The sequence below is a fragment of the Lysinibacillus sp. FSL K6-3209 genome, from assembly GCF_037976175.1.
Taxonomy (GTDB): domain Bacteria; phylum Bacillota; class Bacilli; order Bacillales_A; family Planococcaceae; genus Lysinibacillus; species Lysinibacillus sphaericus_D.
The window spans coordinates 523,830-544,958 of the sequence record NZ_CP150264.1 but is presented as its reverse complement, the minus strand read 5'-3'; the positions used below and the strand labels follow the sequence as shown (position 1 = coordinate 544,958).

General features: G+C 37.6%; 18 protein-coding genes. 10 read left to right on the top strand and 8 right to left on the bottom strand.

Translation table 11 applies throughout. The features are described from left to right. Nucleotides 1-38 precede the first annotated feature (38 nt). From MHH88_RS02705 to MHH88_RS02680, 6 genes are all read left to right on the top strand, one after another. Nucleotides 39-1,148 carry a diguanylate cyclase gene (locus tag MHH88_RS02705; protein ID WP_339261443.1) on the top strand — a complete coding sequence of 370 codons (1,110 nt, stop codon included), beginning with the start codon at nucleotides 39-41 and terminating at the stop codon, nucleotides 1,146-1,148. A gap of 170 nt (nucleotides 1,149-1,318) precedes the next feature. After that, a complete protein-coding gene (locus tag MHH88_RS02700; protein WP_339261441.1) occupies nucleotides 1,319-2,260 on the top strand; it encodes a threonine/serine dehydratase in 942 nt (313 codons plus the stop codon). Between the two features lie 13 nt (nucleotides 2,261-2,273). Further along, nucleotides 2,274-2,648 carry a RidA family protein gene (locus MHH88_RS02695; RefSeq protein WP_103977462.1) on the top strand — a complete coding sequence of 125 codons (375 nt, stop codon included), beginning with the start codon at nucleotides 2,274-2,276 and terminating at the stop codon, nucleotides 2,646-2,648. Nucleotides 2,649-2,983: 335 nt separating this feature from the next. Then, nucleotides 2,984-3,529 carry a hypothetical protein gene (locus MHH88_RS02690; protein ID WP_339261439.1) on the top strand — a complete coding sequence of 182 codons (546 nt, stop codon included), beginning with the start codon at nucleotides 2,984-2,986 and terminating at the stop codon, nucleotides 3,527-3,529. 415 nt (nucleotides 3,530-3,944) lie between these two features. Beyond that, nucleotides 3,945-4,070: a hypothetical protein gene (locus tag MHH88_RS02685; protein WP_339261437.1), complete on the top strand. Its 126-nt coding sequence runs from the start codon at nucleotides 3,945-3,947 to the stop codon at nucleotides 4,068-4,070. An 11-nt stretch (nucleotides 4,071-4,081) separates the two neighbouring features. Further along, nucleotides 4,082-4,555 (top strand): hypothetical protein, encoded by a 474-nt coding sequence (locus tag MHH88_RS02680; protein WP_339261435.1) that lies wholly within the window; start codon nucleotides 4,082-4,084, stop codon nucleotides 4,553-4,555. A gap of 215 nt (nucleotides 4,556-4,770) precedes the next feature. Here the strand turns inward: MHH88_RS02680 and bioF are convergent, their stop codons facing one another. The 4 genes from bioF to speB all read right to left on the bottom strand — a co-directional run bounded on the left by bioF (nucleotide 4,771) and on the right by speB (nucleotide 8,265). Further along, on the bottom strand, nucleotides 4,771-5,940 hold the full coding sequence (gene bioF, locus MHH88_RS02675) for an 8-amino-7-oxononanoate synthase (RefSeq protein ID WP_339261433.1): 1,170 nt from the start codon (nucleotides 5,938-5,940) through the stop codon (nucleotides 4,771-4,773). A 2-nt stretch (nucleotides 5,941-5,942) separates the two neighbouring features. After that, nucleotides 5,943-6,671 (bottom strand): 6-carboxyhexanoate--CoA ligase, encoded by a 729-nt coding sequence (gene bioW / locus MHH88_RS02670; protein WP_339261432.1) that lies wholly within the window; start codon nucleotides 6,669-6,671, stop codon nucleotides 5,943-5,945. Further along, on the bottom strand, nucleotides 6,652-7,152 hold the full coding sequence (locus MHH88_RS02665; protein WP_069512857.1) for a hypothetical protein: 501 nt from the start codon (nucleotides 7,150-7,152) through the stop codon (nucleotides 6,652-6,654). Before MHH88_RS02665 ends, bioW begins: the two co-directional genes overlap by 20 nt. Before the next feature lie 240 nt (nucleotides 7,153-7,392). Beyond that, nucleotides 7,393-8,265 (bottom strand): agmatinase, encoded by an 873-nt coding sequence (gene speB, locus MHH88_RS02660; protein WP_069512861.1) that lies wholly within the window; start codon nucleotides 8,263-8,265, stop codon nucleotides 7,393-7,395. A gap of 309 nt (nucleotides 8,266-8,574) precedes the next feature. Here speB and MHH88_RS02655 point away from each other — a divergent pair, with 309 nt between their 5' ends. Continuing rightward, nucleotides 8,575-10,629 (top strand): PBP1A family penicillin-binding protein, encoded by a 2,055-nt coding sequence (locus MHH88_RS02655; RefSeq protein ID WP_069512862.1) that lies wholly within the window; start codon nucleotides 8,575-8,577, stop codon nucleotides 10,627-10,629. A 345-nt stretch (nucleotides 10,630-10,974) separates the two neighbouring features. Here MHH88_RS02655 and MHH88_RS02650 read toward each other — a convergent pair whose 3' ends face one another. Beyond that, nucleotides 10,975-11,490 carry a YwhD family protein gene (locus MHH88_RS02650; RefSeq protein WP_024362849.1) on the bottom strand — a complete coding sequence of 172 codons (516 nt, stop codon included), beginning with the start codon at nucleotides 11,488-11,490 and terminating at the stop codon, nucleotides 10,975-10,977. Nucleotides 11,491-11,615: 125 nt separating this feature from the next. Here MHH88_RS02650 and MHH88_RS02645 point away from each other — a divergent pair, with 125 nt between their 5' ends. Further along, complete coding sequence (locus MHH88_RS02645; protein ID WP_024362848.1) at nucleotides 11,616-11,801, top strand: 2-hydroxymuconate tautomerase; 186 nt, start codon at nucleotides 11,616-11,618, stop codon at nucleotides 11,799-11,801. A 102-nt stretch (nucleotides 11,802-11,903) separates the two neighbouring features. Further along, nucleotides 11,904-12,572 (top strand): class A sortase, encoded by a 669-nt coding sequence (locus MHH88_RS02640; RefSeq protein WP_069512863.1) that lies wholly within the window; start codon nucleotides 11,904-11,906, stop codon nucleotides 12,570-12,572. A 49-nt stretch (nucleotides 12,573-12,621) separates the two neighbouring features. On the opposite strand, the gene MHH88_RS02635 is transcribed toward MHH88_RS02640, so the two are convergent. The 3 genes from MHH88_RS02635 to MHH88_RS02625 all read right to left on the bottom strand — a co-directional run bounded on the left by MHH88_RS02635 (nucleotide 12,622) and on the right by MHH88_RS02625 (nucleotide 20,236). Continuing rightward, on the bottom strand, nucleotides 12,622-18,054 hold the full coding sequence (locus MHH88_RS02635; RefSeq protein ID WP_339261428.1) for a collagen binding domain-containing protein: 5,433 nt from the start codon (nucleotides 18,052-18,054) through the stop codon (nucleotides 12,622-12,624). 467 nt (nucleotides 18,055-18,521) lie between these two features. Next, entirely contained in the window at nucleotides 18,522-19,826 is a 1,305-nt protein-coding gene (locus MHH88_RS02630; RefSeq protein ID WP_339261427.1) for an HD domain-containing protein, read from the bottom strand. 182 nt (nucleotides 19,827-20,008) lie between these two features. After that, the gene (locus MHH88_RS02625) at nucleotides 20,009-20,236 is read right to left on the bottom strand and encodes a DUF1450 domain-containing protein (protein ID WP_024362844.1); all 228 of its coding nucleotides are present in this window, start codon (nucleotides 20,234-20,236) and stop codon (nucleotides 20,009-20,011) included. Between the two features lie 232 nt (nucleotides 20,237-20,468). Here MHH88_RS02625 and MHH88_RS02620 point away from each other — a divergent pair, with 232 nt between their 5' ends. Continuing rightward, the gene (locus tag MHH88_RS02620) at nucleotides 20,469-21,119 is read left to right on the top strand and encodes an RsfA family transcriptional regulator (RefSeq protein ID WP_103977472.1); all 651 of its coding nucleotides are present in this window, start codon (nucleotides 20,469-20,471) and stop codon (nucleotides 21,117-21,119) included. The last annotated feature ends 10 nt before the right edge of the window (nucleotides 21,120-21,129 follow it).

Genomic DNA, 21,129 nt, shown 5'->3' with positions numbered 1-21,129 from the left:
TATCTATATATGTTCGAGAAAGGAACTACTATTAATAGATGTTACTTCATATTTATGTCAGCTTTTGTATTACCTTTACTTTAATTATTTTAACGTATTGGCCATTTACTCATCCGACTCGAAGAAAATCATTTATCAAAGATTTTAAACCAATTTTAGTCGGCATTATTTTTGGTATGACAGGCCTTGTATTAAGTGCTATATCGTTACGTTTTTTACAAGGGACGCTTATAAACATTCATATTGTACCGCTACTTTACAGCGGACTGATTGGTGGTCCATGGTCAATTATTATAAGCGGTGCAATCATGGGTGTAGGAAGTCTCTATATCATTCCTACACAATCTTTATTGTCCATATCAAGTTTATCAAACATTAATTTAATCGTTCTTTCGATTATTCTTGCCCTTGTCGCTTGTAAAAAGCCTATTACACTTCACACTTTAACAACTTATTTTTTTAGTGTCATGGCAGAAATTATTGTAATGCTCGTACTAGCAATCTGCTTGCCACCTATACTGAAAATAGAGACCATTGTAGGATTCATCGCCTACGCTCTTTTTACATTTTTTACAATTTTCACAGTGATTAAACGTTTACAAGCGACCAGTGAAAAAGTACAGCTCATTTATCGACTTAAGGAAAAGGACTATTTAACACAGCTACCAAATAATTTGGCGATACGATCATTTGCACAAGAAATGGTACTAGAAACGGACAATTTTTCTGTACTTCATTTTGATGTCGACAATATGAAAGATATAAATATTAAGTATGGCCATTTAGCTGGCGATGGGATTATTAAGCAACTCGCTACTATTATTCATCATTATATTGAAACGAAAAACGGAATGGCCGCACGTGTTGCTGGTGAGGAGTTTTATATTATTTTAAAAGATGCCCCACCTGCTATCGCCCTCTATCATGCTGAAAAACTAAGACATGTAATTGCACATCACTCTTTTAAAATTAATGACAGGCAAACTACGCCATTGACGGTTTCTATTGGTATTAGTTCAAGTCCCGATAACGCTGTAGACTTTGATGAACTTGCCATTATTGCCACACAGGTTACTACAGAAGTGAAAGCTTTAGGTGGCAATCAAGTAGTACATGCCAACAATAGTGAATTTCATAAAGGATGCTAATGTTAGGTTCTCTATACAAGAAACTGCGAAACTTTTGCGATATTTGCAAACGTCTTGCAGTTTCTTTTTATGTGCTATGCTAGCAAACATTGACAGATATTAACTCTAATACTACATTTATATTATTCTTTCGGAATTTTCAAATTGTTTAAAGAAATGAGGTATACTTTATGCTAACGCTTGAAAAAATCCAAGCTGCCAAACTGAAAGTCGCGCCTTATATTTATGAAACACCTGTTATTCGCTTGCAAGGACTCGATGAATTATTACATTGCAACGTTTCGATAAAAGCCGAAAATATGCAAAAAACGAACTCTTTTAAATTGCGTGGGGCTCTTAACAAACTGCTGTCAATGCCAGTTGCACAATTACAACACGGCGTTGTTGCAGCTTCCTCTGGTAATCATGGCAAAGGCGTTGCTTTCGCGGCTCAACTATTAAATATTCCAGCAACCATCGTTTTACCCGATTCAGCGCCACCTATCAAAGTCGAAGGCATACGAGCCCTTGGTGCACGCATTGTACAATGTACGCTTGCCGAAAGACATCAAGTGACTGAAGCCCTAAGCGTAGAACATGGTTATGCCATTGTGCATCCTTATGATGATTACGATATTATGGCAGGGCAAGGGACAGTAGCATTGGAAATTTTAGAACAGTTCTCTCAGGTCAGTGCAATTGTTGTTCCTATTGGCGGTGGTGGTCTGCTAAGTGGTGTCGCGACTGCGGTAAAATCTTTAGCACCACATATCAAAATCATCGGTGTTGAACCAGCAGTCGTCCCACGCTATTCCAAAAGTATTCAAGTTGGTAAAAGATTGCAGTTAGCAGAACAAAAATCATTGGCTGATGCCCTATTAACTTTACAACCCGGTGAGCGAAACTTCCCGATTGTGGAAAAATTAGTTGATGACATTGTGCGTGTAGACGAGGCTTCCATACTTAACGGGATGAAGACATTGCTACTAGAAGGCAAAATATTAGCTGAACCCTCTTCTGCCATCGGTATAGGAGCAGCTCTTCAAGGCACTTTACCGATTACGAAAAACGACCATGTTTGCTTCCTTATTTCAGGTGGCAATATTGGGCTAAATCAATTACAACGTTTATAAGGAGGAACTTATTATGAAGAAAGTTTTGATAGAACAAGAGCCAATCGGGCATTATACACCAGGCATGATTAGTAACGGGAATTTATATATATCGGGGCAAACTTCAGTCGATCCAGCTACAGGCAAACCTGCAATTGGTGGCATTCACGCTGAAACATTCATGGCTCTTCAAAAGATGGAAGTCGTGCTTCAAGCAAGCGGTCTTACGAAGGAGGCTGTTGTGATGTGTCGCGTTTATATAACATCTGCTGATTTATGGGCGGACGTAAATGAAGCTTATGCACAATTTTTCGGTAGTCATAAGCCTGCCCGCGCCATTATCCCCATTAAAGAATTAAGCCATGGCTGCTTAATTGAATTAGAAGCAATTGCAGAACTTAAAGGTTAGTGCTATGTAATTAATAAGAAACAGCATCAAAACATGCTCTTTTTCGAATTTTCAAATTATTTATCGCAAAATAATTGAAATAATAGTTTTAATTATGATATTTTTTAAGTAACTCGAGTATAAGTAAATTTGTTATAACAAATTATCATTTAAAAGAATGTTTAGTAAGTATAAACAGGAGGTAATTTGTTTTGAAAAAAATAGCTTATATTTTAACTTTCTACTTATGTTTTTCAATAGTACTTACTCCTATGAGTAGTAGTATCACACTAGCAAACACTGCAACAAGTGATTTTGATTTAATAAACAACGCTACTCACATATAGGTGAACTATATGATAAAAATTGATACATTCATTGCCATCGAAACAAAAAGTCTTTATTCCCATACGATAGAACAGCTTCAACAGGAATTTACTAGCATTCAAAGTAACGATGCGCTACAAATTCTTGCAAAAAATCTAACGAAAAGTAAAGGTCATTTTTTACATGGTGCCATTATTGTAGAAATAGACGATGTTCAAATTACGTCGTTGTTTGATTGGGACGATTGTGATTTAATATGGCCAGGGTTTTTAACGATGGTCATTGATTACTTACATGATGGATTTGGTGAAACTGCTACATCATTGAATGACATTCAATGGACTTTAGAAAAAATTCTGACGAAACCAAGCCCTTTGGTTGTTTTTTCCTCAAAACATGGTCGGGGGGAAATCACCAAAGGAGTTTGCAATGAATATGACTTTCTTCAAGCAGTCTTACTTAGCGCACGCCAATACCTGACGTTAAGGCAACAAGATACCCGAACACACACTTTAAATGGCATGGCTGAAAAATATCATTATCTAAAAAGTTTAACGGGAAATTACTTCGGCTAAAAGATTTCATAGCCATTATTTTGTTTGAAATGCACTGTCTAAAATGTGCAGTACTTACATGCTAGAAGCAATACATTGGGCTAGAGTAGTAGCTTTGCTATTTTACTGGTTGTGACAATGTTATTAGTAAAGTCTAGCAATGTTAAATTGAGCATTATATAACGATAAACAAGAGTGTGATGACTGTAGATATTATTAAAGGAACTAAAAACAGTTGTTTTATCGTAAATTTATAGGGATTCACAATAAGTTTTTGAAAAGTATAATTGAGAATCAACACTGTAATAGTTGTGAAAATAAATGTTAGGATGACTGTATACATTTGAAGAAGCCCCTTCCTATCTCAATAAACTGAATATTCACATTATTAATAATATATCATAACATAGTTTCATAGAAATGGAGGAGATTGAGAGTGAGAAAGTTCTATTTCAGCTTTTTGTTAGCTGTTGTCGTCTTTGTGTCACTGTCATTTGAATCGTTCAATGTAACTGCAATAGCGGCAGAAGAAGAAACTCAGGTATTAACGCCTGCCAAATAGAAGAAATAAATGTGGTATTAGAGATTTTAAGAAATCAAGTGAATACTAGATTAGAACATGGTGAAACAAATATAACTTTGTATGGTAGTTTGAGTTTTCAGAAGGAACCTATAAGTCTTTCGTTTCAAGTCGAAGAACCGGGTTCTAGTATTTCGCCATTTTCAGTACAACAAAGAAAGACTTTTAGAACAGAGGTAAAGAATACAGCTGGATTTGATTTTGGCCATGTTTTGACAGGTAGTTTTTTGTGGGGTTCGGGTAAAGTAGGGAATTATTCTTATGATGCTTTTTTATATGGTTCTTTTTATGGTAAAACACATTCTACGAAAGCTACTAGATTGGATCCTAGTGTCGTTGAAATTTCAAGTATGGGCACTTTTAAAGCTTTGAAATATGCTCCTGTAGAGTATAACACGCATATGAAAGTAGAACTTTATGGAAGTGGTACATATCGCTTAATGGAATCTAAGTTAGCGATTAAGTAAAGCTGTATTATTTATGGATGAAAGTGAAAAGATAGAGTAGCACATATAGCTACTCTATTTTTATTTCACCGTGCCTAATATGGAATTGTTGCATTAACGTGAAATACTAATAAAACATAGATGCATCAATGTTTTTAAATTTAGCACCCTACCCCTACTAAAAACTCTCCCTAAACATCATTTACAATTCCTCTAAAACTCGATGTTAATGCTTTTTATACAATACCCATTTCTTTTCCTATTTTCTTAATTTTACTAATGACCATATCGAGCTGCTCTATTGTATGTGTAGCCATTACTGTTATACGCAACCGACTTGACCCTTTCGGCACTGTTGGTGGTCGAATCGCTGGAATAAAGACACCTTCATCCATTAGTTTCGCAGAAAACTGCATAGCTTCATGAGAAACACCAATGATAAGAGAAATAATAGGTGTTTCCCCTTCTTTTATTACAAAACCAGATTCCTCTAATTTCAAACGTAAATACTGGGCATTTTTCAGCAATTGCTTTCTCCGCTCGGGCTCATTCTGTATAATGGAAATCCCTTCTCGCGCTGCTTCAATCGCACTTGGCGATAAAGCTGTTTGGAAAATAAAAGATCGGGCGTTATTTAATAAATAGTTCTTAGCAATGGATGACGTCGATACAAATCCACCCTCTGCACCAATTGCTTTACTTAACGTGCCTACTGTAAAATCAATCTCCTCTTTCAAACCAAAATAATCAGCCGTACCACGACCACCCTTGCCAAGAACACCTGTTGCATGGGCATCATCAATCATTATGTACGCTTTGTATTCTTTGGCTAGCTCAACTATCTTTGGAAGTGGCGCAATATCACCATCCATACTAAAAACGCCATCCGTTACGATTAACTTCTTTCCATCCCCATATGATTGCCTTAATTTACGCTCTAAATCCGCCATATCCGCATGTTCATAAACAATGGTTTTGGCTTTACTTAATCGACAACCGTCTATAATACTCGCGTGATTCCAAGCATCAGAAAAGATAGTATCTCCTGTTTTCATCACACTCGAAATCACACCAACGTTCGCTAAATACCCACTGCTGAATACAATGGCCGCTTCAGTCTTTTTAAAATCTGCAATTTCAGATTCTAGCTGTTCATGAATGTCGAAATTTCCAGTTGTAAGTCGAGAACCTCCAGCCCCTGTACCGTATTTACTAATACCTTCAGTTGCTTTCTTTTTCAAACGACTATCTGTTGCAAGGCCTAAGTAGTTATTCGATGAAAATAGCAAAAATTTCTTACCATTCATCACTACCTCGCTTTCATTTCCAGTTGAAAACAAACGTAACTTCCTTGTCAATCCTTGCTCTTCTATTACTTGTAGTTCCCTTCGAAAGCGATCATTCATTTTTAATGCCCCCTAATGAGAATAGGTTCTCTTTCTAAATAGTGTATATATGATTCTAGCTCAACTTCATCTGACACAAAAAAAATACGTCCGCCACTTTCACAGCCTTCCCTTTTTAAAGGTGTAATTCTGACATAACCAATCTCATGATTGCTTACATAGCCAGTAACGTATTCTGGATCATCTGACCAACATAATTCTGCGATGGTATACGGAGAATTTGCCACTTTCGTTGCCAGAGCTAGCGCTTCACGAACACGCTCATTGAAACCCACATTAGCGTCTTGCCAATCGATTCGTGATACACGAACGCCTTTCAGTCCGCGATTGTCAAGTCGCAAGCCAGTTTGACTATGAAGGAGGATAGCCCCACGAAGATTTTGATTACTAGCAAGTAGATGAAAAGCAACATTTTGTGCCTGCTTGGAAACACCTACTGAGGTTAATATACTCCTAGCTTCTTTATGTGCCCTTTCAATTGAACTCTCATCAATTGTCGTTATTTCTAACGGTGGCATATACAGTATCTGATCACCCGTAAATTTTTCTACGGTAATTTGAATAAAGTCAGCATCTCCGCGCGAATGATTTCTTGCTTTGTTCAATAACTGTTTTACAATTGGCTCTATTTGACATTCACTCCCTATCCGTTCCCCACCAGATATATGCTTTTCTCCTTCGAGATTTTTTTCAGCTGCACGCATTCGAATGCTATAACACGTTTCTGACATGATGATCACCTGCTACTTTCTTATTAATTGCATGTAACATTTTCGTTATTGGATAAACACTGACAGCCGTAATGACCATCCCTGGAATGGCCAAAACGAATAGTGGCAAAAACGGAGTTCCTAATGTAAAGGCCAAACCAAGTCTAGCAACCATTGTTCCAATCGGTCCTGCCACAACTAGTACCGGAATTGAAGTTCCTAATAAAACAATGATTAGGCCAACAGTCAATCGGAAAATCATTGAAATTTCAACATTTAAGATGGAGTGTATACCTAGTAAAAATAAGATTAGACTTGCAATGATTCCCGCAAGAAAATATCGCTTAAATCCAAATACTGCGGCAATCGCAACGGCAATCGGTGCTGATAATTGAAACTCAGACCCAGGAATACCTGTTGGAATCTTAAACATGCCTGTAACGATGATAAGACAAGCTAGTAATGAAATCTGAGCAAGATCATATGTAGAAAACTTTCGCATCCTCCTATTCCTCCCATTCTAACTTCTTCAATTTGAGTTAACCTTAATAATAATTAAGTTAACACATTTATAGATAGGAAGGTAGATTAAAATTGATTTTTTTCATAAAGGACTATACCTTTAACGGCTGTGCGATGCAGTCATGAGATTAGCAACGTGCGCATTTTAACATAGAAAATGGGGTTAGCTCTTCGCTAACCCCATTCAAACAACCTTATAACAACCTATACAAAGCCTGTATTATTTTACCCAGCCTAAAATCATTTCTCTTAATAATTTACTTGCCGTATTAGCTGTCATTTCTGATGTGTCATAGATTGGTGCTACTTCAACTAAGTCAAAGCCTACTACATTGACGCCACTTGCAGCAATTGCATGAATAGAAGCTAATAACTCTTTCGACGTAATGCCCCCACAATCTACAGTACCTGTACCAGGTGCATGCGCTGGATCTAGTACGTCGATATCAATTGTCACGTATACATTGCGGCCTGCTAATGTTGGTAACACTTCTTTTAACGGTTCTAACACTTCAAATTTTGAAATGTGCATACCGTTTTCTTTCGCCCATTCAAATTCTTCCTTCATACCTGAACGAATACCAAATGAATAGACATTTTTCGGTCCAATATGCTCAGCAATTTTACGAATCGGTGTTGAATGGGAAAGTGGCTCTCCTTCATATTCCACACGTAAATCTGTATGTGCATCAAAATGAATAATGGCTAAGTCATCGTACTTTGCAGACACTGCCTTCATTACAGGCCAAGACACTAAATGCTCGCCGCCCATACCGACAGGAATTTTGCCATCTTCTAATAACTTCACAATGAATTTCTCAATTTCATCTAAAGAACGTTGGGCATTGCCGAATGGTAATGGAATATCCCCAGCATCAAAATACTTGACCTCTTCTAATTCGCGATCTAAATATGGGCTATACTCTTCTAGGCCAATCGACACTTCACGAATACGTTGTGGACCAAAACGTGAACCTGGACGGTAACTTACTGTCCAGTCCATCGGCATGCCGTAAATAACTGCCTGCGCATCCTCATAAGTAGGATGACTTTTTATAAAAACATTTCCTGAATAAGCTTCATCAAATCTCATATCTAGCCTCCATTAATCTCTGAACTTCCTATAATTCAGTTGTTATAGTCATTACACCAAAAGGACTTACAGGTTTGTAATGAAACCTCACTTAGTAAATCCTCGTATACATTATTGGAACGTCTAGCAAAATTCATTTAAAATCTACAAAGTGCAATGTTGTTGTCGAAAGCTAGCGTTTCATATCAGTACAAAAAAAGTATAGATGTTTTTGAATAAAGTGCAATAGTTTTTGCTTACAATTCCGATTAAAGAAGAATATTCAGACACATACTAAACGCAAGTTGTTAGAAATCGAGGTGAAGTCGGATGAAAAGAAAAAGCTATCAACGTAAGCAAAAGCGTATAAAGCGTACACGCAAAACGCTTACACTTTTTGTCGCCTTTGCATCTGCAATAGTAGTAGCATTTATTGCACTACGCGTCTATGTTCAAGTGGCTGGTGCACCGCCTTTAACTGTACCAAAAGCCTCTATTTTCTTAGATGAAAACGAGAACCAAATTGGAGACCATTTTACAAATGAACGTCGCTATTGGGTAAGTCTTGATGAGATGTCACCCTATTTAGTAAAAGCAGCCGTCGCTGTAGAAGATAAAGATTTCTACAAACATAGCGGTTTTGACTTTTCTCGTATTGCCGGTGCGTTATTAGTTGATATTAAGGCTGGTAGTAAGGTGCAAGGTGCAAGTACAATCACCCAACAATATGCTCGAAATTTATATTTATCCCATGAAAAATCATGGACTCGAAAAGCAAACGAGGCATTGTATGCTTATAGATTAGAAGTTTTTTATAATAAAGACGAAATATTAGAAGGTTATTTGAACACGGTTTACTACGGACATGGTATGTATGGCGTAGAAGCTGCAAGTCGCTATTATTACGGAAAATCAGCAAAAGACTTGACGTTAGCGGAGGCATCCATGCTGGCAGGTGTACCGAAAGGACCAAGTATTTACTCACCCATTGCCAATCTTGAAAAGGCAACAAATCGCCAGCACGTCATTTTAAAACTGATGGCAGATCAAGGCGCGATAACACAAGAAGAGAAAACGCGTGCACAAGAAGAGCAACTTGTCTTAAAGAATGATATGTGGGTTGCCGCTAAATCCGTGGCACCTTATTTCTTAGATGTAGCTTGGCAAGAAGCAAGTGAAATTTTAAAAGCAAAAAATCTGGATATTAGCGAAGGCGGTTGGACCATTCAAACAACGCTTAACCTAGGTCATCAAAAAGCAGCAGAAGAAGCTGTAGCTAAAAATATGCCAGCTAATGATTTGCAAACAGGATTTGTCAGTATGCAATCGAAAACAGGAGCTGTTACAGCGCTTGTTGGAGGGAAAGATTATGCAGCAAGCTCTTTTAACCGTGTGACACAAGCTAAACGTCAACCAGGGTCAACAATTAAGCCTGTTTTATATGCCGCAGCGTTAGAAAATGGTTATACGCCTTTAACGTTTTTAGATGTCGGACAAACTACGTTCACTATTGATAATGGACGCAGCACTTACTCTCCTAAAAACGTCAACGGTGAATTTGCAGACCATGACATGACAATGGCTCAGGCAATTGCAATTTCTGATAATATTTATGCAGTTAAAACGTTAGAGGATATAGGATTTAAGGCATTTCATAATATAGCAGACCGTTTTGGCGTAAACATAGGCTCTAAAGACAATCTATCACTTGCTCTTGGAACGATGGAAACGACACTGTACGATATGACCAACGCTTATAATATTTTAGCGTCACAAGGACAAAAAACCGTGCCGACAACGATTATCTCCATTAAAAATGCCAATGGAGAAGTTATTTACGATAATAAAAACGTTGAAAAACAAAATGAAACGGTGCTGTCAAAAGAAAATACCTATATACTAACAGAAATGATGACTGGTATTTTCGATCCAGTATTTAGTGATTATTCACCTGCTACAGGGATTAGTATTCGTTCACGTATGACCCATACGTATGCCGCAAAATCTGGTTCTACCAATAGTGATCAGTGGCTGATCGGCTTTACACCAAATCTAACAGCGGGTGTTTGGAACGGCTACGACCAAGGTAAAAACCTTACTTCGAAAGAAGATTCAGCTGCAACAAAGCAAATTTGGATCGACTTTATGGAAAGCGTCAATAAAGGGACTAAAAACGAAGATTTCACAAAACCAAAAGGCGTTAAAGGAGTAGTAATTGATATTGAAACAGGAAAGCTTGCAACAGATGCCTGCCCTAAACAACGTCTTGTATATTTAGAAACGAAAGATGTACCTAGTGAAAAATGTACAAACTTTGATATTCTGGATAGCAATACGTGGGGAGAATTTTGGAATATGCTACCGTTCTTCAATAATAAACAATAATGCGCAACCTTTAGTGGGTCATCATCGTTTTATTTAATGAAAGCTCTCGACAAAGGCTATAGACATAAAGCGAAAAAGAAAAGCTTTCTCTTCCCCGGAGACGTGTCCGTGGGAACAGAAAGCTTTTCTTATTTTTGGTCCTGGAAAGGATGAGAATCATGGGGCATTTGGCTTGGGTTTGGGTTGTTCAAATGCCGCATAGCACTCATCACATTCTGGGACCAAGTGTCCTAGCTTACTAAAATGTAAGCTCTGAATCAAGTGTACTTTTTTTCATATCTACTTTCAACCTTATATCGAAAGCGATTGCAAAATGTCACAGATTGTTCAATCATTGTAGTTCTATTATACAAATAAGTCTTGACGTAATTGCTCCTCACTGCGCATCCACAGCTCTGGATTCAGCTCCTCTAGGAAAGAAGCTAATACTTTTTTAGACGCTTCATCCATATGGTCTACAATAATTTGTCGTTTCATCGACTTATCCATTTTATTAACGTGATCTGCCAAAATTTTATATCCACGGCGTTTTTCACGATTTACTACCATTTCACAAGCTGTTACACCAGCATAGTAAGGTCCATCCGCTTTATGGTCAATCGTTACCCAAACCAACCAGTAAGGCTTCCCACCTTCTGAATCAGCACGATCTGTCGTAAATTTAATGCCCCTTTCTACATCGCTACGTGCATGCATCGCCCCAATTTCAACTGAAGCTTTACCTTCCTCTATATCAATAATGACTGGTGACACGTTTTCAAGTGAAAGCGAACCAATACCAAATCCTTTATGGCCGTCTGTCGGGTCATTTTTTATAATGGTAAAGCCCATTTTTTGTTTTGGTTTCTCTTCATTTGCCATACTTTAATTCCCTCCATTCTGCTATTATAAAGTAAAGCATATTCTTGCGCTTTTGAGCATAAGTAAGAAGTTTATAATTTCTTATAAACTAACTATACAACATAATTCTAAAAGGAGGCACTATTATGCCATATGTAACAGTAAAAATGATTGAAGGCCGTACCGAGGAGCAAAAACGCGCACTAGTAAAAGAAGTAACAGAAGCCGTTTCACGTACAGTAAACGCACCCGTTGAAAACGTAACAGTTTTCATTGAGGAAATGTCCAAAAACCATTATGGTGTGGCAGGCGTCCGCTTCAGCGATAAATAACTATAATTCGGGTAGAGCAACAGTCCGCTCTACCCATTTTTTTAACCAAATCAATCACGTTGCTACCCGCGATTCTTTCATATAAGGAGGTGACCTTACCATATGAACAAGTTTAAAATAGCAGTACTTATTTGTTTATTGATAATCGGTCTACTACTTATTTTTATTAATCCTATTCAAAATGCAGTTATTGCGCACTTAAGTCAACAATTGAATACGACCGATTACAGTGCTGAAGATATCGAAAAGAACAATCAAGCGACAGCAGATTTTGCATTTGAAGATGTTCAATCCCTGTCTATAGCTGAAGTTTTAAAAGCACAGACACAGCTGGATAACTTACCGGTCATCGGCAGTATTGCCATACCGACTGTAGAGCTATCTCTTCCTATAATTAAAGGCGTCGGGAATGCCTCCCTTGCTGTTGGCGCAGGCACGATGAAAGCAAACCAAACGTTGGGGCAAGGTAATTACGCCTTAGCAGGTCATTATTTTGAAAATAAAGATATATTATTTAGTCCATTGTATAATGCAAATATTGGTGATGCGATTTACGTAACGGATTTAACAACTATTTATGAGTACAAATTAACAACTAAAAAAGTGATTGCAGCAACAGATGTATATGTCATTGACGATATCCCAAATCAAACTATTTTAACCCTTATTACATGTGCAGATAATGGCACAAAACGCCTGGCTATCCATGCAGATTTCGTGGAGCAATATCCTTTAAACGATGCACCTGCCAAGCTATCAGAAGCTTTTTAGTATAGGAACCCCCCCAAGACTGAATGGTCATGGGGGGTTATTTTATACATTATTTCATTTCTGCCTTACGACGACGCAAGAAGAACAATGCGCCTAAAACAAGCGCTACACCCGTTAGTGTAAGAGCTGTTTGGTTGGCTCCATCTGTTTGAGGCAACTTACCTTGTGCCTGTAATTGTGTTTCTAAACGTTTTGCATCTGCTTTGATTTTATCAATATCAAGTGATTTTGCAATTTCTTCCTGCTCCGCTTTTGATAATTGATTATAGTTGTTGATGAAATCTTTATACGCATCTAGCGTATCTTTATTTGCAGTAGAAGGATTGATTGACGGCAAGTTTTTCCCTTGATCAATCACATCTTGTACAGATGGTTTAGACGTTTCTGTTTTTCCAGGAGCTGTTGGATCTTTTGAATCTGTTGATGGATTCGTTGGATTACTTGGCTCTTCTGTATTTGTTGATGGATTTTCAGGATTCACCGGTTGTTCTGGATCTGGTGTTGGCTTGTTCGGATTCACCGGCTTGCCTGGTTCTGGTGTTGGCTTGTTCGGATCCACCGGCTTGCCTGGTTCTGGTGTCGGCTTGTTCGGATCCACCGGCTTGCCTGGTTCTGGTGTTGGCTTGTTCGGATCTACCGGTTTGCCTGGTTCTGGTGTTGGTTTATTTGGTTCCACCGGTTTACCTGGTTCTGGTGGTGTTGAACCACCGCCACCGCCTCCACCGTTATCACCTGGTAATGACGGTTTTACAAGTGCAGAACATGTATCTTTTACAACGAATGAGCCAATTAAACGACTTCCTTCGTATACATTATACGTTCCTTGTTGAATTGCTTTATCTGGTAAAACAATTGTTCCAGCAACAGTCGTTGTTAACTTGTCGTTACCATTCGCATCTTTAATCGTATTTCCTTTCACATCTTTCACAGTGACTGTCGCATTTGCAAGCGGCGTACCAAATGCAGTTTGTACAGTCAATGTAAACGAAGGACATGTAGGTGCTGCTACAATTTCCGCATGACAATTAACGGAATATTGAACTGTAATTTGACCAATAAATAGGTCGCCTTGATACACGCTATAGTCCCCAGAAGGAATATCTTGAGATGGCATCGTCACTTGACCTAATGCATCTGTTGTTTTGTTTGAAGCAATTGTTGCGCCATTTTTATCTTTAATCATAATATTACTTACATTCGGGCGAACATTACCATTTTCATCTTTCACCGTTAATGTAAAGATTGGACAAGAAGGTGCTGGTTGCACTGTTGCTTCACAGTCAACATTCGATTGGAAGCTACCATTTTCTTTGCCATTGACTTCAACTTTATAAATACCTGGTTGCAGATTTGTTAATTCCAGCACACCATTCGTTGTCGGTTTTGTCGCAACAATTTTATCATCTGTATCTTTCACTGTTACAGAAGTACCGTCTGCAACTAAGTTGCCATCAACATCCTTAACAGTTAGTTTAAACGTTTCACATTTTGGTGCTTGTGTAATCGCAGTTTCACAATTCCCTTTGTATGAGATATTAACTTTACTTAAAAATTGATTGCCCTCATATAAATAGTATTCTCCTGCTTTAACACCATTTACATCTTGAATTGACGGAACTGTAAACTTACCATCTTTATCAGTTGTTACAGCTACAATTTCGCTACCCGTTGAATCTTTCAACGTGACAGTTACTCCTGCACGAGGTACATCAACTCCAGCTTTTTTCTCATTTAATGTAATTGTAAATGCTGGACAAGCTGGTATTGGCGCAATTTCATCTTTACAGCCATCTGTATATTTCACAGTTACATTTCCAATTTTTGTATCATTTGCATCATAAACATCGTATTGTCCTGCTAATAAAGTGTTCGGCACTTTTACAACACCATTAGTAGTTGCACCCGTGTATTTCACTGTACCGTTTGCATCTTTTAATGTTACATTTTGATCAGCTATAGCAGAACCATCTAGATCTTTAATTGTTAATTCAAATTCTTTACACGCATTTGCTGGTGGTGCAATATCTTCAACGTTAACAATTGTATAAGGCTTCTTTGTAACCTCGAAGTTGTTGCTATCATTAAACCTTACTTCAACTGGTAAAACCTCTTTATAGCCTGTCGGTTTTGTTTCTTCTAGTTTATAAATACCGTAGCGTAAATTTTCGAATGTCAGTTCACCATCAACTGTCGACCCTTCTGCTAAGGTAATGGTTCCATCACGGTTTAATAACTTAAATCCTACGCCATCAAGTGTTGTTGTTGCACCTGTATTCGGATTTACACCTTGTTTCTTAATTTTAAACGTACCCTTTTTAGCTGAAGCATTTGTATCAGATGTACTGTACTTAAATAACTTCTTATCTCCACCTGTAGCGGATGTACCTGCGGAAGTAGCACCTGCATAGTTAATGGATGCATTATTAGATACATTTTCACCCTCATTCGGGTCACCCATAAAGTACGTTTTGTATTTAATAATATAGCCCTTACCATCGACATTTCCTAAATCTAATGTAAAGGTACCATCTGGCTGTACTTGAATATCGCTAGGACTAATCGTAATTAGTGTACCAACGTTTTGTGATTTTCCTGTGGCATTTAACTTAATTTCTTGCTTTGTAAATGTGTTTGTTAATAGCTTTTGGTTAGCTGAAGGCGTATCCGTTAACGTAATATTACCTAACTTTGAGTTAGATTCGTTAATCGTTACTGTCCATTCAATCGTATCTGATGTTGGTTGTGGAATAGCTGTCTTAGTAATTAACTTGTTCGCTTTATCTGTAATCGTTGCGATTGCATCATACGAATATTTACCATTATCAGGAGTATCTAAAACGGCACTATTCGTATATTTTCGAGCATCTGTACTTCCATTTCCGTAAACATCATCTGAATCTTTTGATTTGTACTCTATCAAGTACGCTTCATTATTTTCTGCAGCCGTTAACCCTGTAAATGTCAGTTCATAACTTGTTACATTGCCTTGGGCATCTTGTGTAACAGATTTCACATCCCATTTAGTAGGATCTAATGGCGCATCTTTTGTGCCTCTTTCATCGTTCACACCTAATTTTAAAAGATTTACAGTAATAGCATCTTTTAAACTTTGACCATCTGGCACAATAATATGGTGTCCTGTACCTAATGTATCTATTAGTACGGCACCTTCGATATTTTGCTTATTGATGTTAATACCAATTTTCCAAGAAAATTCTTGTTTGCTATTATCGACAATTGCATTGTCTTTATAACCATTTTTACCTGTAGGCGATGTTGCGGATGGTTTATAGCTAGCATTTTTTTGTGCTTTATTATTTGTACTTGTTTGACCATCCCACGTAGCATCTGCTACATTGTCATAGCTTTGTGCCACGCCACCGTTTGATTCAATATCAAACTTTGTTTTGTATTCAATTGTTACAGTTCCTGAAGGGATCGATGCGAATGTCATTGTAAATGCTTCGTCTCCGATTTCTCCCCCATTATTAATTGTTGGTGCACTACTATTTGTAACATGGAATATTTTACTCGAACCATCCCACGATGTTAACTTATGCTTTAACGTTTTACCGCTCGCATTTTTCGTTGAAATAGTATCTGCAATGATAAAGTTTGTTAATGGTTTTTCAGCGTTAATTGTTAGTTTCCATGTAATTGTTTTGTTGACATAGTCAATTGCGCCACGCTCTTTGCTAAAGATATTCGATACAATGCTTACAGTATCTGATTTTGAACTATCATCATCTAAACGCTTTACAGTATTGGTGATACTTCCTGCATTTGCATCTGTGACAAATTCTTGATCAAACTCTGTATTATACTTAATCAAATAAGCTGCACGCGGATTAGCAGCAACATCTTTAGAAAAATCAATAGTAAATCCTTGCGCAGTATCATCATTTAATGCATAATCTGTATCTTCCGTTAACAGTGTTTCTGACGCTGCTGTTTGACCATCATCATTTAACGTTACACGATACACTTGGAAATTAGCATCATATTGTATATTGTGCTTTGCCCCATTATTGTTTGCTGGAATGGTATCAGTTAATGATTGGGAAGATTTTTTGCTAAGATCTTCTCCTAACCAGTTGTACTTAATTTCCCAAGATGCTTCGTATTTATTATTCGACGTGATAGTTTTTAGTAAAGCTGGTCCATACGGGATATTTACTTGTCCTGGACTTGCCTTAGTAACGCCATTATTCGTGAATTCTGCAGTGTTCTTGTACTGCATATTGGAGCTTGTTGGATCTGCTGTAACTTTCGTTTTATACGTTAGTTTGTATGCAAAACCTCCCGCATCCAAATTGACAGGGAATGCTGTTGAACCACTGTTATAACTTACTGGCGTTCCTGGATTACTTTTGTTAATACCATTTAAACCGATTGGATATTTCTCAACTACTAAACTACCTGCTATAAATGCATGATTGGCATCTGGCGTATCGTCTACTGTAGCACCTGAAACAATTGGTTTACCTTCTGTGTTGACCCAGACTGTCCAATCAATTTCAGCGCCATCCGCTTCACGTGTAATTGCACCAGATGATTTAGTGATTGGTTCGCCACTACCCGTAGGCTGAAATATGAACGGTAACGTAATATCCGCTTTGCCTAACACAGGCATTACTAATTCTTGCTCAAGTTTAGACTCGTCTTGGAAATTGCCAAACTTGGCCATAAAATCAAATTCAATCTCTCCATCGACGCCATCTTCAATCTCACTCTCTAATGTTACGAGTATTTTACCAGCAGAATAGCTATACGAATAAGTAGCATATTCTGTAGTTTTCGAACCTGAAAATGAGTTACCTACTTGCTCAATCATATATTGTGGTAAATCAAACGTAAATGTTGAACCTACACCATAGCCTTGCGTAGGTTTCACTTCAAACACATAGTTTAAATAAACTGTGTCACCTTTTTTGGGTGCAGCGTCTGCTGGAATTTGTGATGAGTTCTCGATTACCTCGCCTGTTGGACCAGTTAGTCGAATACCCGCAGATACACCACTTACATTACCTTGCATATCACCAGCAGTTAACGCGAATGGTGCTATGTTCATAGGTGCTATTTCCGGTGTCGTTGCGTCAGTCGCCTCTCCACTTGGCTTTTCTTCACCTTCAGCTCCGTCAACTTTGTCAGATTCATCCGGTGGTGTCACAGTTGAATTGTCCGTGCCCCCCGTATTAGCATCAGTCCCATCAACTTCCCCAGGTGTTGGCACTGTTGCATCTGGATTACCTGTTTCACCAGGTGTCGGCACTGTTGCATCTGGATTGTCTGTTTCACCAGGTGTCGGCACCGTTGCATCTGGATTGCCTGTGTCCGGCGAATTAGAAGTAGTTTCATCATTTCCGGCTTCAACTGCTGGAGGTACAGCAGGCTCCGTATCTTCCGCAAATACGGAAATCGGCGACAGTACCGTTTGGAACACTAGCAATAATGTAATGATTGCTAAATTTAATTTTTTCATGTTTCTCTCCCTTTTTAAGTTCAGAGAGATCCCTTAAAGTGTTTGCGGACGACATTATAAGCTTTCACACTATGCGAAAACTTTGCTACAAACATTCGGTTTGCCCCTCTTCCCCTCTAATAACGTGTCGTCTCATTGATACATTAGAACCCTTCATACACTCGGTACACATACCGTTTTTGTATCGAAAACTGGTGTGTGACGCCTTCTGCTGTATAGAATGGCCTCACCCCCTTTTAAGTTTTCATTCATTATAAAAAATGATTCTAAACAAATTCTAAACATTCCCATTTTTTTCATTAACAATTCCTATATTAATGACACTTTTTATAATCAGATATGTAATTACGCATAAGAAAAAGCACTAAACCGTCACTGTTTTCTAGTGAGTTTAGTGCTTTTGTATTATATTTATAAAATAAGCAGTTTATATATATCTGTATTAGATAGATTTACACTTGATGTGTTCATTGTATTTGTAATAACTTTAAAATTTGTTGTTTCACTGATGCTTGTGTACTAGAGTCCTCTAATATATCGAGTGGAAAATATACTTTATGATCTCGTTTCATGCGTCCTGAAATGGAATCCACGATAATTGATTCGCGTGATAATTCACGTAATTCTCCGTTTTTCATTTCTAAAAAGATAGGGACACGTACTTCTTCCTCACCTGGTCGATAAAAATCGTAAGGAAGATCTGCCGTTGTATCATGGACAAGATAGTAGTCTGGGTTGATGTCTGCTTGTTTAAATAATGCTTGTAACTTTTGATATTTTTCAAGTTCTACCCCTGGATCTAAATCAATGTATTGGAATAGCTTACGATTCACAAAACGGCGACTTAAATCACTTAATATCGCATCATCTTCTTGCATCCATAATTGAAAATATGTAAACAGAATACTTTCATCTAGGGCAAGGTAATCTTCCAACGAAATAGTATTTTGGAAAAATGCCAAAAAGTGTGTGGGCTCATGCTTAAACTTATAGCCTGCATAGCTTAATTGCTTTGCTCGCTTTAAAATATTATTCAAAATTACTTCTGCACTTCGCGATACAGGATGGAAATAGATTTGTAAGTACATTTGATAGCGACTCATAATATAATCTTCTACAGCATGCATGCCTGTTGCTTTAATTACTACTTGATTTTTACGTGGACGCATGACACGTAATATACGTTCCATATCAAAATGACCATAGCTTACACCTGTAAAATAGGCGTCACGTTGTAAGTAATCCATTCGATCCGCATCGATTTGACTTGATATTAAGCTTATAACTTGCTTGTTCGGATATGTTTTTTCAATTACTTGTGATACTTTTTCAGGAAAATCGGGTGCTACTTTTTTTAGCACTGCATGTACTTCCGTATCCCCAAGCAAAATTTGTCTTGTGTAAAATTCATGATCTAACTCAAACACATTTTCAAATGCATGTGAAAATGGACCATGTCCTAAATCATGTAATAGGGCTGCACAAAGCACTAGCAGTCGCTCGTCTTCATCCCAATCAGGGCGACCTACAAAAACATCATCGATAATGCGACGCACTATTTCATAAACACCAAGTGAATGACTAAAGCGACTATGCTCTGCTCCGTGGAATACTAAAAACGTAGTGCCTAGTTGCCGAATTCTACGCAAACGTTGAAATTCTCTTGTTCCTACTAAATCCCAAATAACTTGATCTCGTACATGTACATAACGATGTACAGGATCTTTAAATACTTTTTCTTCTTGTAATTTTGCCTTTGCATAATGTGTCATTTGTACAGCACCTCCATTTCATCTTTCTTCTATTATATGCAAACATGATAGAACTAGCATAGAGATTACACTGTAATTATAGAGACTATCAACCTAATTAAACGTAATTTCCACTTCATACAGGTTATTATCTTCATAAAACAAACAAAAACTACCTTCAACCGTGTGAAGATAGTCTTTTATTACTTATTTTTTAATTTAGCTAAAACTTTTTCCATTAGTTCTTCTTCCGTTAATGCAGCAACAGGGCGACTATTTACAAATGTAAATGTTTTTTTTCGACCTGGGCCACAATAAGAGTGACAGCCAATTTCGATGGTTGCATCAGGATCGATTTCCTTTAATTTTGGAATTAACGTTTTTAAGTTAACGGCCTGACATTCATCGCAAACTTTAAATTCGTTTGCCATTTTGTCAACAACCCTTTCTATATAGTATTTTTCAATAAAATTTTCTAATGTCCGCATAATCTTCACATATTTAAGTATGTAGCATACGCACAAACCTACAATCGGTATTGTATCGTATTATTCCCCTTGTATTCAAGCATAATTCCTTTCACATAGATGAATAAAAGGTTAAAAGATTGGTCATGCTAGACATAAATAAAGAAATTCCAAATAAAGGTGGGAGGATTTTATAATGAGTAAAGTAAGACAAGATGCTTGGTTAGAAGAAAATGATGAATTGCTAGCAGAGGCAGTAATTCGTCACGTAACGGAAGGAAGTACACAATTAAATGCTTTTGAAGAAGCTGGTGATGCGTTAAATCGTACGGCTGCTGCATGTGGTTTCCGTTGGAATGCTGTTGTTCGTAAAGCTTATGAGGAGCAACTAGCTGAAGCAAAAAAAGAAAGAAAAGAGAGAATGCGAGTGTTGGGTGCACCAGCAAGACGTCGTTCCACAAGTATGTTTACAATAAATAATAGTGATACAGATAGCAAGTCAATTCCTTTATCTGCCCTATCTCTTGATATTGTCATAGCATATTTACTACGTTTACAACATTCTGGTGAAATAGGTAATGAGTCTTCAAAATGGAGACAACTTGTGCACGTAACATCCGAGAAAAATAAAAAGCTAGAGAAAACCATTGCGCAGCTAGAAGAAGAAAACCGTGCAATTCGCAAAGACTATGAGCAGTTTGTACAAATTATGAACCGCGCTAGACGCCTTGTAACGTTAGATGAAGAGGAAGAACGTATTGCGCCTGTTTTCAAAATGGAGAAAAACGGAAATCTAGTTGTTAGCGGTCCAACCTATCAAAAAGAAAATGGCGATGTGCTTAGTTAGCACCATCGCC

What these genes read in the sequence shown, in the direction of transcription:
- MHH88_RS02705 (WP_339261443.1), top strand. Translation starts at nt 39, where the DNA reads ATGTTACTTCATATTTATGTCAGCTTTTGTATTACCTTTACTTTAATT.
- MHH88_RS02700 (WP_339261441.1), top strand. Translation starts at nt 1,319, where the DNA reads ATGCTAACGCTTGAAAAAATCCAAGCTGCCAAACTGAAAGTCGCGCCT.
- MHH88_RS02695 (WP_103977462.1), top strand. Translation starts at nt 2,274, where the DNA reads ATGAAGAAAGTTTTGATAGAACAAGAGCCAATCGGGCATTATACACCA.
- MHH88_RS02690 (WP_339261439.1), top strand. Translation starts at nt 2,984, where the DNA reads ATGATAAAAATTGATACATTCATTGCCATCGAAACAAAAAGTCTTTAT.
- bioF (WP_339261433.1), bottom strand. Translation starts at nt 5,940, where the DNA reads ATGAATGATCGCTTTCGAAGGGAACTACAAGTAATAGAAGAGCAAGGA.
- bioW (WP_339261432.1), bottom strand. Translation starts at nt 6,671, where the DNA reads ATGTCAGAAACGTGTTATAGCATTCGAATGCGTGCAGCTGAAAAAAAT.
- MHH88_RS02665 (WP_069512857.1), bottom strand. Translation starts at nt 7,152, where the DNA reads ATGCGAAAGTTTTCTACATATGATCTTGCTCAGATTTCATTACTAGCT.
- speB (WP_069512861.1), bottom strand. Translation starts at nt 8,265, where the DNA reads ATGAGATTTGATGAAGCTTATTCAGGAAATGTTTTTATAAAAAGTCAT.
- MHH88_RS02655 (WP_069512862.1), top strand. Translation starts at nt 8,575, where the DNA reads ATGAAAAGAAAAAGCTATCAACGTAAGCAAAAGCGTATAAAGCGTACA.
- MHH88_RS02650 (WP_024362849.1), bottom strand. Translation starts at nt 11,490, where the DNA reads ATGGCAAATGAAGAGAAACCAAAACAAAAAATGGGCTTTACCATTATA.
- MHH88_RS02645 (WP_024362848.1), top strand. Translation starts at nt 11,616, where the DNA reads ATGCCATATGTAACAGTAAAAATGATTGAAGGCCGTACCGAGGAGCAA.
- MHH88_RS02640 (WP_069512863.1), top strand. Translation starts at nt 11,904, where the DNA reads ATGAACAAGTTTAAAATAGCAGTACTTATTTGTTTATTGATAATCGGT.
- MHH88_RS02635 (WP_339261428.1), bottom strand. Translation starts at nt 18,054, where the DNA reads ATGAAAAAATTAAATTTAGCAATCATTACATTATTGCTAGTGTTCCAA.
- MHH88_RS02630 (WP_339261427.1), bottom strand. Translation starts at nt 19,826, where the DNA reads ATGACACATTATGCAAAGGCAAAATTACAAGAAGAAAAAGTATTTAAA.
- MHH88_RS02625 (WP_024362844.1), bottom strand. Translation starts at nt 20,236, where the DNA reads ATGGCAAACGAATTTAAAGTTTGCGATGAATGTCAGGCCGTTAACTTA.
- MHH88_RS02620 (WP_103977472.1), top strand. Translation starts at nt 20,469, where the DNA reads ATGAGTAAAGTAAGACAAGATGCTTGGTTAGAAGAAAATGATGAATTG.